The sequence below is a fragment of the Escherichia sp. KS167_9B genome (assembly GCF_030295215.1).
Classification (GTDB): domain Bacteria; phylum Pseudomonadota; class Gammaproteobacteria; order Enterobacterales; family Enterobacteriaceae; genus Escherichia; species Escherichia coli_F.
Genome location: NZ_AP025754.1, coordinates 5,150,800 through 5,164,309 on the forward strand (window position 1 = coordinate 5,150,800; position 13,510 = coordinate 5,164,309).

A 13,510-nucleotide genomic window follows, 5' to 3' on the forward strand; every position below is an offset into this window, starting at 1 on the left:
TGATATAGTGTGTGTAGGCCGGATAAGGCGTTCACGCCGCATCCGGCATTTGAGCATAGTGCCTGATGCGACGCTTGATGCGTCTTATCAGGCCTACAGGTGCACCGCATCCGGCAAACCATACTCACATCAACAACGAAAATTACCCTTCGTTTTCCGCTAACTCACGCAGATACTGGAAAATCTGGCGCGCGGATTTCGGCGGCTTATTCCCTTCTTTCTCTTTCTTCGCGTTGCGGATCAGAGTTCGCAGTTGCTGACGATCGGCATCGGGCCACAGATTCAATACTTCAGCGATGGCGTCATCACCTTGCTCGATCAGACGATCGCGCAGGTTTTCCAGTTTATGGAACAACACCACTTGCTGGTTGTGGCGGTTTTTCAGCTTATCCAGCGCCTGACGGATCGGTTCTACGTCGCGCTGGCGCAGCATCTTACCGATGAGCTGCAACTGGCGGCGGCGACCTTCCATCTTAATACGCTGGGCTAACTCGATAGCCGCACGCAGATCCGCGTCTAACGGGATCTTATCCAGCGCGTTTTTCCCCAGATCAACAATTTCTGCGCCAAGGCGTTTTAGCTCCTCGGCATCGCGTTTAATTTCACTTTTACTGACCCAGATAATTTCATCGTCTTCGTCTTCGATGTCATCACCGGGAACGTCGTCGAGCCAGTCTTCGGGCTGCTTAGTCATCTCAGGCTCCTTAAAAAAAGAGGCTAATGTTACCAGTTAAGATGCGCACTGAAAAACGGTTCTCTGTTAGACTTCAGAGAAACTCTCTACATTATGGCACTTGCAATGAAAGTAATCTCTCAAGTTGAAGCGCAGCGCAAGATTCTGGAAGAAGCAGTTTCCACTGCGCTGGAGTTGGCCTCAGGCAAATCGGACGGTGCGGAAGTTGCCGTCAGCAAGACCACCGGCATTAGCGTAAGCACGCGTTATGGTGAAGTGGAGAATGTTGAATTCAATAGCGATGGCGCGCTGGGGATCACTGTTTATCACCAGAACCGTAAAGGTAGCGCATCGTCTACCGATTTAAGCCCGCAGGCCATTGCCCGCACCGTACAGGCAGCGCTGGATATTGCCCGTTATACCTCGCCAGATCCCTGTGCCGGCGTGGCAGACAAAGAGCTGCTGGCCTTTGACGCGCCGGATCTCGACTTGTTTCACCCTGCGGAAGTTTCCCCGGATGAAGCTATTGAACTGGCGGCTCGCGCAGAACAGGCAGCATTACAGGCGGATAAACGCATCACCAATACCGAAGGCGGCAGTTTTAACAGCCACTACGGCGTAAAAGTTTTTGGCAACAGCCACGGCATGTTGCAGGGTTATTGCTCAACGCGTCATTCACTCTCAAGCTGCGTAATTGCCGAAGAAAATGGCGATATGGAGCGTGATTACGCCTACACCATTGGTCGCGCGATGAGCGATCTGCAGACGCCAGAGTGGGTCGGGGCCGACTGTGCTCGCCGTACTTTATCGCGCCTGTCACCGCGTAAACTTTCCACCATGAAAGCGCCGGTAATTTTTGCCAATGAAGTGGCAACAGGGTTGTTTGGTCATTTGGTGGGGGCGATAGCGGGTGGATCGGTTTACCGTAAATCCACCTTCCTGCTGGATTCGCTGGGTAAACAAATTCTGCCGGATTGGCTGACCATTGAAGAGCATCCGCATCTGCTGAAAGGACTGGCATCTACACCATTCGACAGCGAAGGTGTGCGCACCGAGCGCCGCGATATCGTCAAAGATGGTATCCTGACTCAGTGGCTGCTGACCAGCTATTCGGCGCGGAAACTGGGGCTGAAAAGCACCGGACATGCGGGCGGTATTCACAACTGGCGGATTGCCGGACAAGGGCTAAGCTTCGAACAAATGCTCAAAGAGATGGGCACCGGGCTGGTGGTGACGGAACTGATGGGCCAGGGCGTGAGTGCCATTACCGGTGATTATTCCCGTGGTGCTGCGGGCTTCTGGGTAGAGAATGGCGAAATTCAGTATCCGGTTAGCGAAATCACCATCGCAGGTAATTTAAAAGATATGTGGCGCAATATTGTCACCGTCGGTAACGATATTGAAACACGCAGCAATATACAGTGTGGTTCTGTGCTGTTGCCGGAGATGAAAATCGCCGGGCAGTAAAAAAAGGCGCGACCTGCCGCGCCAAATCTTAATAAGAAAAAGGAAGTGAGCAATGCGTAAAAGCCTGTTAGCTATTCTTGCAGTCTCCTCGTTGGTATTCAGTTCGGCGTCGTTTGCCGCTGATCTTGAAGACAATATGGAAACCCTCAACGACAATTTAAAAGTGGTCGAAAAAGCCGATAACGCGGCGCAAGTCAAAGACGCGTTAACCAAAATGCGCGCAGCGGCGCTGGATGCGCAAAAAGCAACGCCGCCCAAGCTCGAAGGCAAATCGCCAGACAGCCCGGAGATGAAAGACTTCCGCCACGGTTTCGACATTCTGGTCGGTCAGATTGATGACGCGCTGAAGCTGGCTAATGAAGGTAAAGTAAAAGAAGCGCAGGCTGCCGCAGAGCAACTGAAAACGACCCGCAACGCCTATCACCAGAAGTATCGTTAATTCCTTATTGGGCGGTGAAACGTTACCGCCCAACGCTTTCTTCCCCTTCGTAAAATCACCGCAATATCTATCTTCACTACGGCATATTCCTGCGTGTCGTCCTCATTTTTGCGAGGCGTTTTCCAGAAATGAATGTAATGCATATGTAATGCTATAATGCATTACACTTTTCATAATTACCGGAGGCATAATGGCCACACTTAACGTCCGCCTGGATGACAAACTGAAAAATGAGGCTTATGCGGTGCTGGAAAAATTAAACATCACGCCTACTGAAGCAGTGCGGCTGCTGTTTCAGTACGTTGCGGAAAATGGACGAATGCCGGTAAAAACGCTCACTGTCAGTGATAGTGAAGAAGCCTTGTTACGCACTGTCAGGGAACGACTGGCCAACCCACAGGAGGCCATTAAGGTCCGACTGGATGAGTGACTAACGCAAATGATGCACCACCTGATTGCTGCTGCCGCGCCAGATCAGGGAAGGGTCTTTTAGATCCTGCATAAATTTGCCGTCGACCAGCACGTTAATCAAATCAACAACCTGCATTTGCGCAGCGTTGAGTTCGTCGAGTTTATAGCCTGTCCACACCCAGATGTCTTTACCCGGACATTCGGCGCGGATGCGTTGTACCAGTTTCAGAATATCCGGCACGTTTTGCGGATGCAGCGGATCGCCGCCGGAGAGGGAAATACCCTGGCGTTTGATGCGGGTGTCATTCAGATCGTTAATGATCTGGTCTTCCATTGCTTTGGTAAATGGCTGACCGGAATTTACCCGCCAGGTGCTTTTGTTATAGCAACCGGGGCATTCATGAACACACCCGGAGACAAACAGGGTGCAGCGAGTGCCGGGGCCGTTGACGATGTCGACAGGATAGTACTGATGATAATTCATTATTTCGCCTGGCTTATCAGTCCGCGTGTAGGCGGTATCAGGCAATCAACGCCTGATGCGACGCCGTTGCGTCTTATCAGGCCTACAGCCGTTGCCAAATGTAGGCCGGATAAGGCGTTTACGCCGCATCCGGCATTTGCTTAGCGCAGAGTGAAGATTAACCGATCTGCCCATTTCCCAAATGTTTAACGCGGCGCTTAACTTCTTCCTGCTTACCAGCGTTAAACGGACGCGCATCCGGGCTACCTAAATATCCGCACACGCGGCGAGTCACCGACACACGGGAGGCGTCATGGTTACCACATTTCGGGCAGGTGAAGCCTTTACTGGTGCACTCAAACTCACCGGTAAAACCACACTCGTAACACTCATCAATCGGCGTATTGGTGCCGTAATACGGTACATGCTGATAGCTGTAATCCCAGACATCTTCCAGCGCCTTCAGGTTGTGCTGAATGTTTGGATATTCGCCGTAGCAAATGAAGCCACCGTTCGCCAGCGGCGGGTAAGGCGCTTCAAAGTCGATCTTGTCGTACGGGTTCACCTTCTTCTCCACATCGAGGTGGAAACTGTTGGTGTAGTAACCTTTATCAGTCACGCCCGGCACCACGCCAAACTCCGCGGTATCGAGACGGCAGAAGCGGTCGCACAGGTTTTCACTTGGCGTGCTGTAAAGGCTAAAACCGTAACCCGTTTCTTCTTTCCACTGATCCACCGCCTGACGCAGACGTTCAACAATGGCGATACCTTTCGCGCGCAGCTGCTCGTTATCATACACATGCTCGCCGCCAAACAGCGCGTTAATGGTTTCGTGGATGCCGATGTAACCCAGCGAAATAGACGCACGACCGTTTTTGAAGATTTCAGAAACGTCGTCGTCAGCATTCAGACGAACGCCACAAGCACCTTCCATATAGAGGATCGGGGCCACGCGCGCTTTAACGCCTTCGAGACGAGCGATACGGGTCATCAGCGCCTTACGTGCCAGCACCAGACGTTCATCCAGCAGCTTCCAGAAGGTGGCCTCATCGCCTTTCGCTTCCAGCGCAATGCGCGGTAGGTTCAGGCTGATCACGCCGAGGTTGTTACGACCATCGTGGATCTGTTCGCCGTTTTCATTTTCCCACACGCCGAGGAAGCTACGGCAGCCCATCGGGGTTTTAAACGAACCGGTGACTTTCACTACCTGATCGTAGTTCAGGATATCCGGATACATGCGCTTGCTTGCGCACTCCAGCGCCAGCTGTTTGATGTCGTAGTTCGGATCGCCTTTTTTATGGTTCAGGCCATCGCGAATCGCAAACACCAGTTTCGGGAACACCGCAGTTTTGCGGTTTTTACCCAGGCCAGCGATACGGTTACGCAGGATAGACTCCTGAATCAGGCGAGACTCCCAGCTGGTGCCCAGACCAAAACCAAAGGTCACAAACGGTGTTTGACCGTTGGCGGTGTGCAGGGTGTTTACTTCGTACTCCAGCGACTGGAAGGCATCGTAGCACTCTTTGATGGTACGAGAGTTAGCGTAACCTTCGGCGTCCGGGATGTTCCACTCTTCTGCGGTCTTGCGGTGTTTGTTGTAGCTGGCGGTGACAAACGGTGCCAGCACTTCATCGATACGGTTAATGGTGGTGCCGCCATAAATATGACTGGCGACCTGAGCAATAATCTGCGCTGTTACCGCGGTTGCCGTAGAGATCGACTTCGGTGGTTCAATCTCGGCGTTACCCATCTTAAAGCCCTGGGTCAGCATACCTTTCAGGTCGATCAACATGCAGTTGAACATCGGGAAGAACGGCGAGTAATCGAGATCGTGATAGTGAATATCGCCACGCTCATGCGCCTGCACCACGTCACGCGGCAGCAGGTGCTGACGTGCATAGTGTTTAGCCACAATCCCGGCCAGCAGGTCGCGCTGGGTTGGAATCACCTTGCTGTCTTTGTTGGCGTTTTCGTTGAGCAACGAGGCGTTGGTCTGCTCGACCAGACCACGGATCTCCTGATTCAGGCGACCGCGTTTTTCACGTTCAATGTCGCGATCGTGACGGTACTCGATGTAAGCACGAGCCAGTTGTTTGTATGGACCCGACATCAGCTGGTTTTCAACGGCGGTCTGGATCTCGTTGATATCCACCTGGCTGCGGCCCTGCATCTGCTCGCTGACAACCGCGGCAACAGTGGCGCAATAATCTGCATCATCGACTTCCGCTGCTTTAGCTGCACGCAGAATCGCTTCTTTGATGCGCTCTGATTTAAACGGCACTTTGCAGCCGTCTCGTTTCATCACATGCGGTGTCATGATCGCTCCATATTTTTAAGAACAGGTTATCCACAGAAATTGGGAAAGGCGTTTTCCGGTTTTTTCGTTTCGTTTTCCGGTGCTTTCCGCAATCGCCATCCGCTTATCCACAACGCCGCACCTTTTTCGTGGGGAGCTGTAGTAGCAATTATAGTCGATTAATACAACATATTGGGTCGGGACGCATTTTAAAGTCTATATATAGTGCTTTGCATCAAGGATGTTTGAACTTTTTTTGATGTAGCTCAAAGTAAAAAGCAGAGCGTACGGATGACGGGCGCTACAGCGTTATGTAAATTTTTTAATGAATTTTTTGATTATAAAATCAACAAAAACAACATACTGAAAGGCAAAACCCCGGAATGACCAGTATTACCGGGGCTTAGCGGATACTTACTTCTGTAACCACCAGACGGCCTCAAAAGGCCGTAAAGTCATGGCACAGGGTTGTGCTGAGACTTCTTCGTAGTTATGCATCACAAGCTGCCAGTTTCCGCGCATTTGCCCTGGCTGCCAGGGTTGGATCTCACGGCTAAGGTTGGCAATGACCAGCAAGGTTTGCCCCTTCCATTCACGGCGATAGCACCACAATACAGGGCTGTCTGGCAGCAGATCCTGGTAATTGCCCCATGTCAGGACGGCTTCTTGCTTACGCAGTGCGATTAACTTTTGGTAGGTGTAAAACACCGAGGACTCATCGGCCAGCGCGGCTTCTACGTTGATTTCTTGATAGTTATCGCCCAGGCCAATCCACGGTTCACCCGTTGTAAACCCGGCATTATCGCCGTTGCTCCATTGCATTGGCGTGCGACTATTGTCACGGGATTTACTGGCGAGGATTGCCAATAACTCCTCGGCGTCACGCCCATCGTTGCGCAGTTCGGCAAACATATTGAGGCTCTCCACGTCGCGATAGTCAGTAATGCGCGTGAAATGTGGGTTAGTCATGCCAATCTCTTCGCCCTGATAGATATATGGCGTTCCCTGCATGCCATGCAGCACCATCGCCAGCATTTTTGCCGCAGGTTCGCGGTAGTCCCCTTCATCACCAAAACGAGAAACAATGCGCGGCTGATCGTGGTTACACCAGAACAAGGCATTCCATGCCACGTTGTGCATTCCTTGTTGCCAGTGGCGGAACAATGCTTTCAACGCCACAAAGTCAGGTTTAGCCAGCGTCCATTTTTCACCACCGGGATAATCGACCTTCAGGTGATGAAAATTAAAGGTCATCGACAATTCACTGCCTGTTAGTGCCGCGTATCGCTGGCAATGCTCAAGGCTGGTGGAGGACATTTCACCCACGGTCATTAAACCGCGAGGCGTAAACACATCGCGGTTCATCTCGTGCAAAAACTCGTGTGCTCGTGGCCCGTCGGTGTAGAAGCGACGCCCGTCGCCATCCAGGTCATTAGGAAAACGCGGATCTTTAGAGATCAAATTCACTACATCCAGGCGTAACCCATCGACCCCGCGATCGGCCCAGAACTCACAGACTTTTTTCAGTTCTGCGCGTACCGTCGGATTCTCCCAGTTGAGATCCGCCTGTTCTGGTGCAAAGAGATGCAAATAGTACTGTTCGCTTTCCGCATGCCAGCGCCACGCACTACCGCCAAATTTTGAACGCCAGTTATTCGGTGGCGTTTCTGGTTCACCATCGCGCCAGATATAAAACTGACGGTAAGGGCTTTCTTTGCTCAGCGCCTCGCGAAACCAGGTATGTTGGGTAGAAGTATGATTAAACACCATATCGAGAATGATACGAATGCCGCGCGATTTCGCCTGCGTCACCAGTTCGTCAAAATCGTCCAGCGTACCGTAAGTGGGATCTATCGCCGTATAGTTCGCTACGTCGTATCCGTTATCGACCTGGGGAGAGACATAAAAGGGGGTCAACCAGATAGCATCGACGCCCAGTTTTTGCAGATAGTCCAGGCGTTGGATAACGCCACGTAAATCGCCGGTACCGCTGCCCGTGGTGTCCTGAAAACTCTTGGGATAAATCTGGTAGATAACGCCGTTTTGCCACCAGTGGGGAAGATTCGTCATTACGTTATTCCTGCAAATGCGAGGGGGCGCAATTGCGCCCCGAAGAAAATTAAACAATGTCCAGCGTACCCAGGCGGTATTTCCGCTGGTAGATAAACGAAGTGAGTACAATCGGGATGATGATGGCGATAGCCATTGCCAGCACAAACACTTGCCAGTAGCTCGGTTGAATAGAGAGAATTCCCGGCAGGCCGCCTACGCCGATGCCATTCGCCATAACGCCGTTCAGACCACATAGCAATCCTGCCAGACCAGAACCAATCATCGCGCACAGCATCGGGAAGCGATATTTCAGGTTGATGCCGTACATTGCAGGCTCAGTGACCCCAAGCCAGGCGGAGATAGCGGCAGGTACGGAGATCTCGCGTTCATTGCTCTTGCGGCTGGAAATGATAATGCCTATCACGGCGGAGCCCTGAGCGATATTCGACAGCGCAATAAGCGGCCACACTGGCGTGCCACCCATGCTTTGAATCATCTGCAAATCTATAGCAAGCGTGGTCTGGTGTACGCCGGTGATCACCAGCGGTGCGTAAAGGAAGCCAAACAATGCCGCACCAATGGGGGCAAAGCTGCCGGTCATCAGGTGACGCACCGCAAAGGCAACGCCATCGCCAATCATGCGACCAAACGGACCAATCAGCGCATGGGCGAGGAACACCGCGAGGATCAGCGAACAGACCGGCACCACCACCAGATAGAGATAATCCGGCACGATACGCTTAAGGCGAGTTTCTATCACGCCCAGCGCCAGCCCGGCTAACAGTGCCGGAATAACCTGTGCCTGATAGCCCACTTTGGCGATGCTGAACATGCCAAAGTTCCATACTTCCGGTAGCTGCTGCCCGAGCAGATAAGCGTTCATCAACTGTGGGGAAACCAGCGTCACGCCAAGCACGATACCGAGGATCGGCGTGCCGCCCATTTTTTTCACCGCTGACCAGCAAATTCCGACCGGCAGGTAGAAGAAGATCGCTTCACCGATCAACCATAGAAAATCGTAGATCGTTTGCAGGGAAGGGTACATTTGCGCCAGCGTTTGACCGTTGCTCATGGGCAAATCACCGATCACATTGCGAAAACCGAGGATCAAACCACCACTAATCAACGCGGGCAGCAGCGGGAAGAAGATCTCCGCGAAATGAGAGATCAACTGCTCATGCCATTTCATATTCTGCCGGGCAGCTTTTTTCACCTGCTCTTTATCAACCTGCGCCTGTCCGGTCGTCGCTATCAGCGCTTGATAGTAATCACCCACGTTGGTGCCAATTACCACCTGAAATTGCCCGGCATTGGTGAAACAGCCTTTCACCATGGGGAGTTGCTCAATCTCTTTCGGTCTGGCATTGGCCGGTTGGTTGAGGACAAAGCGCAGGCGAGTAATACAGTGGCTCACCGTCGCAATGTTGCCGCGCCCGCCGACCAGTTCAATCAACCGATCGAGATCCGTTTGGTTTATTTTGCTCATCATAAAGCCCCATGGCAGATGACATTTTTGGTTGGCTGCAGAATATAGTGCGCGGAAAAATTTAAAAACGGGAACGTTCCCGAAACGCAGCGAAGATCACAATTTATCGTTCAGGAAACGATCAGGATAGGGTGGCAGGGATGATGATTTGTTGCGGTTCGCTGCGCCCGGTTACCTGCGCAATTAACTGGCTGGCCGCCTGGCGTCCAGCTTCGGCGTAACCTGGGTCAACGGTGACGATCTCCGGATGGAGGAATTTCATTAACGGCGTATTACCGACGCTCGCCAGTTGCAAGGTGTCGATGCGTTGCTCTTGCAGGTATTTACTTGCGCCAAGTGCCAGCGTGTCGGTTGCGCACAGTAACGCGGTAGTTTCAGGCGTAATCACTTTTGCTACGTTCTCATAGCCTTGCTTCATCGCAAGGCCTGGCAGAGCGGCAACGGGATGCAGTTTATGCGCTTTGCAGAACGCCAGGTAGGCTTCGTGACGTCGCTTACCGGTCGTCACGTCACTGTGCGGTACGCCGAGATAACTGATATTACGATGCCCCTGGTCATACAGCCGTTGCATCAGGATTTTGATTGCCCCTTCGTCGTCATAACAGACCGAAGCAAAGCCTTTTGCGTCACGCGCCAGCAGAACCAGCGATGACTGCCAGTGGGCTAACATGTCTTCGGTTATGCCGGTAAAACCGAACAGCACTACGCCGTCGATATTACGCCGTTTCAGCACCCCCAAATGTTCGGCAACTAATTGCGGAGAAAACTGACTTTCCATCATGATCGGGTCGTAACCTTGTTCATAGAACGCTGGCAGCATGGTTTGGACGGCGAGATTTTCTGACAACGAATCCAGACGGGTAACAATGATGGCGACCACTTTATCGCTTTGCCCACGCATAGCGCGCGCGGAGCGGGAAGGGGAAAATCCATGCTGATTCATCACTGCTTCCACGCGCTCGCGCGTGCGCTGACTCACGCCGCTTTCGTTATTCAGCACTCGGGAAACCGTAGATTTCCCCACGCCGCTTAAGCGCGCGATGTCTTTGATGGTCAGCCGATTTTGCATCCTGTTGTCCCGTAATTGCGTTTCATTATTTGAGCCTAACTTTACCCGTGCATTCAGCAATGGGTAAAGTCTGGTTTATCGTTGGTTTAGTTGCCAGTAGGTATTATATCGCCATAAATGCCACGAATATTATTGGATTCTCCTTATTATTTGCGGCGCTTTTTTCACTTACCGGAGGTTATATGGAACCTGATCCCACGCCTCTCCCTCGACGGAGATTAAAACTTTTCCGGTAAGCCCGTCTTTTCACGGCGTTACCGGATGCGTAAGGCCGTGACGTTTTAACGTCCCAGCTCAGCTTTATTACCTTCAGGTAAGGCTTCGCCACGCCTGAAGACATTTCTGCACTGTTTCAGTCAGTGCGGAGGGACTCCTTATGTTTAAAGAAATTTTTACCCGGCTCATTCGCCATTTACCTTCCCGTCTGGTTCATCGCGATCCATTGCCTGGCGCGCAGCAGACAGTGAATACGGCGGTCCCGCCGTCCTTAAGTGCGCATTGCCTGAAAATGGCGGTGATGCCAGAACAGGAATTATGGAAAACGTTCAATACCCATCCGGAAGGGTTAAATCAGGCGGAAGTGGAATCTGCCCGCGAACAACATGGTGAAAATAAATTACCCGCGCAACAACCGTCGCCGTGGTGGGTGCATTTATGGGTCTGCTATCGCAACCCCTTTAATATTTTGCTCACCATTCTCGGTGCTATTTCTTACGCCACGGAAGATTTATTTGCCGCAGGTGTTATCGCGCTAATGGTCGCTATTTCTACGTTGCTGAACTTTATTCAGGAAGCACGTTCCACTAAAGCGGCAGATGCCCTGAAAGCGATGGTCAGCAATACCGCGACGGTGCTGCGCGTAATTAACGACAAAGGCGAAAATGGCTGGCTGGAGATCCCGATCGACCAGCTGGTGCCCGGCGATATTATAAAACTGGCGGCGGGGGATATGATCCCGGCAGATTTACGTATCTTGCAGGCGCGGGATCTGTTTGTCGCTCAGGCGTCGTTAACCGGTGAGTCTCTGCCCGTAGAAAAAGCCGCAACCACTCGCCAGCCGGAGCACAGCAATCCGCTGGAGTGCGACACCCTGTGTTTTATGGGCACCACCGTGGTGAGCGGCACGGCACAAGCAATGGTGATTGCTACAGGAGCCAACACCTGGTTTGGTCAACTGGCGGGGCGTGTTAGTGAGCAGGAAAGCGAGCCGAATGCCTTTCAGCAGGGGATTAGCCGCGTCAGTATGCTGCTGATTCGCTTTATGCTGGTGATGGCTCCGGTGGTGTTGCTGATCAACGGTTACACCAAAGGTGACTGGTGGGAAGCGGCACTGTTTGCGCTTTCGGTCGCGGTAGGCTTAACGCCGGAAATGTTGCCGATGATTGTCACTTCGACGCTGGCGCGTGGTGCCGTAAAGCTGTCGAAACAGAAAGTGATCGTCAAACATCTGGATGCCATTCAGAACTTTGGCGCTATGGATATTCTGTGCACTGATAAAACCGGCACCCTGACGCAGGATAAAATTGTGCTGGAGAATCATACCGATATCTCCGGTAAAACCAGCGAACGCGTGCTGCATAGCGCGTGGTTGAACAGTCATTATCAGACCGGACTTAAAAACCTGCTTGATACAGCGGTGCTCGAAGGTACGGATGAAGAGTCAGCGCGCTCGCTGGCCAGTCGTTGGCAAAAAATTGATGAGATTCCGTTTGATTTCGAGCGTCGCCGGATGTCGGTGGTAGTGGCAGAGAATACCGAACATCATCAACTGGTTTGCAAAGGCGCATTGCAGGAAATCCTCAATGTGTGTTCGCAGGTGCGTCACAATGGTGAGATTGTGCCGCTTGATGACATCATACTGCGTAAGATTAAGCGCGTTACTGATACGCTGAATCGTCAGGGGCTGCGCGTGGTTGCGGTGGCGACGAAATACCTGCCAGCACGTGAAGGGGATTACCAGCGGGCGGATGAATCCGACCTGATCCTCGAAGGATATATTGCTTTCCTTGATCCGCCGAAAGAGACAACAGCTCCGGCACTGAAGGCATTAAAAGCGAGTGGCATTACCGTGAAAATCCTTACTGGCGACAGCGAGTTAGTGGCGGCGAAAGTGTGCCATGAAGTGGGACTGGACGCGGGAGAGGTGGTCATTGGTAGTGATATTGAAACGCTATCTGACGACGAACTGGCAAATCTTGCACAGCGCACCACGCTGTTTGCTCGCCTGACGCCGATGCATAAAGAACGCATCGTGACCTTGCTAAAGCGCGAAGGGCATGTGGTTGGCTTTATGGGCGATGGTATTAATGATGCGCCCGCCTTACGCGCTGCGGATATCGGCATTTCTGTGGACGGTGCGGTAGATATTGCCCGTGAAGCGGCTGATATCATCCTGCTGGAAAAAAGCCTGATGGTGCTGGAGGAGGGGGTTATTGAAGGACGCCGGACTTTCGCCAACATGCTGAAATACATAAAAATGACGGCGAGTTCTAACTTCGGTAATGTGTTCAGCGTGCTGGTGGCGAGTGCTTTCTTGCCCTTCCTGCCGATGCTGCCTTTACACTTACTGATCCAGAACCTGCTGTACGATGTGTCACAGGTGGCGATCCCGTTTGATAACGTCGACGACGAGCAAATTCAAAAGCCTCAGCGTTGGAATCCGGCGGATTTGGGGCGCTTTATGATCTTCTTCGGACCGATCAGTTCGATCTTCGATATTCTGACGTTTTGCCTGATGTGGTGGGTATTCCATGCCAACACGCCGGAAACGCAAACGCTGTTCCAGTCGGGCTGGTTTGTGGTGGGATTACTGTCGCAAACGCTGATTGTGCATATGATCCGTACCCGTCGTGTACCGTTTATTCAGAGCTGTGCATCGTGGCCGTTAATGATCATGACCGTGATTGTGATGATAGTCGGGATCGCATTGCCGTTTTCGCCGTTGGCCAGTTATCTGCAACTGCAGGCGCTGCCGTTAAGCTATTTCCCGTGGCTGGTTGCGATTCTGGCAGGGTATATGACGTTAACCCAGTTGGTGAAAGGGTTCTATAGCCGTCGTTACGGCTGGCAGTAAAGAATAAACTGGGCATGGTGGCCCGGATTCGATTACAGACAAAGTGAGCTTTGATCATGCCGGATGCGGCGTAAACGCCTA

General features: G+C 52.2%; 11 protein-coding genes. 5 read left to right on the plus strand and 6 right to left on the minus strand.

Going from position 1 to position 13,510, the window contains the following annotated elements:
• Window positions 1–142 precede the first annotated feature (142 nt).
• A complete protein-coding gene (gene yjgA / locus QUE34_RS25570) occupies window positions 143–694 on the minus strand; it encodes a ribosome biogenesis factor YjgA (RefSeq protein ID WP_000166277.1) in 552 nt (183 codons plus the stop codon).
• A 93-nt stretch (window positions 695–787) separates the two neighbouring features.
• Here yjgA and pmbA point away from each other — a divergent pair, with 93 nt between their 5' ends.
• The 3 genes from pmbA to QUE34_RS25585 all read left to right on the plus strand — a co-directional run bounded on the left by pmbA (window position 788) and on the right by QUE34_RS25585 (window position 3,009).
• A complete protein-coding gene (gene pmbA / locus QUE34_RS25575) occupies window positions 788–2,140 on the plus strand; it encodes a metalloprotease PmbA (RefSeq protein WP_001162173.1) in 1,353 nt (450 codons plus the stop codon).
• Window positions 2,141–2,192: 52 nt separating this feature from the next.
• On the plus strand, window positions 2,193–2,579 hold the full coding sequence (gene cybC / locus QUE34_RS25580; RefSeq protein WP_001232246.1) for a cytochrome b562: 387 nt from the start codon (window positions 2,193–2,195) through the stop codon (window positions 2,577–2,579).
• 190 nt (window positions 2,580–2,769) lie between these two features.
• Complete coding sequence (locus QUE34_RS25585) at window positions 2,770–3,009, plus strand: type II toxin-antitoxin system RelB/DinJ family antitoxin (protein WP_000212714.1); 240 nt, start codon at window positions 2,770–2,772, stop codon at window positions 3,007–3,009.
• Here QUE34_RS25585 and nrdG read toward each other — a convergent pair whose 3' ends face one another.
• From nrdG to treR, 5 genes are all read right to left on the minus strand, one after another.
• Window positions 3,010–3,474, minus strand: coding sequence for an anaerobic ribonucleoside-triphosphate reductase-activating protein (nrdG, locus tag QUE34_RS25590; RefSeq protein WP_001106232.1), 465 nt, complete (start codon window positions 3,472–3,474; stop codon window positions 3,010–3,012).
• A gap of 157 nt (window positions 3,475–3,631) precedes the next feature.
• Window positions 3,632–5,770, minus strand: a complete 2,139-nt coding sequence (gene nrdD, locus QUE34_RS25595; protein ID WP_000187805.1) for an anaerobic ribonucleoside-triphosphate reductase — start codon at window positions 5,768–5,770, stop codon at window positions 3,632–3,634.
• 393 nt (window positions 5,771–6,163) lie between these two features.
• Window positions 6,164–7,819, minus strand: coding sequence for an alpha,alpha-phosphotrehalase (treC, locus tag QUE34_RS25600; protein WP_032304392.1), 1,656 nt, complete (start codon window positions 7,817–7,819; stop codon window positions 6,164–6,166).
• Between the two features lie 49 nt (window positions 7,820–7,868).
• A complete protein-coding gene (treB, locus tag QUE34_RS25605) occupies window positions 7,869–9,290 on the minus strand; it encodes a PTS trehalose transporter subunit IIBC (RefSeq protein ID WP_077757041.1) in 1,422 nt (473 codons plus the stop codon).
• Between the two features lie 118 nt (window positions 9,291–9,408).
• Window positions 9,409–10,413 (minus strand): trehalose operon repressor TreR, encoded by a 1,005-nt coding sequence (treR, locus tag QUE34_RS25610; RefSeq protein ID WP_257187417.1) that lies wholly within the window; start codon window positions 10,411–10,413, stop codon window positions 9,409–9,411.
• Between the two features lie 125 nt (window positions 10,414–10,538).
• On the opposite strand from treR, the gene mgtL reads away from it, so the two are divergent.
• On the plus strand, window positions 10,539–10,592 hold the full coding sequence (mgtL, locus tag QUE34_RS25615; protein ID WP_001387276.1) for a mgtA regulatory leader peptide MgtL: 54 nt from the start codon (window positions 10,539–10,541) through the stop codon (window positions 10,590–10,592).
• Between the two features lie 140 nt (window positions 10,593–10,732).
• Window positions 10,733–13,429, plus strand: coding sequence for a magnesium-translocating P-type ATPase (gene mgtA, locus QUE34_RS25620; protein ID WP_000471876.1), 2,697 nt, complete (start codon window positions 10,733–10,735; stop codon window positions 13,427–13,429).
• The last annotated feature ends 81 nt before the right edge of the window (window positions 13,430–13,510 follow it).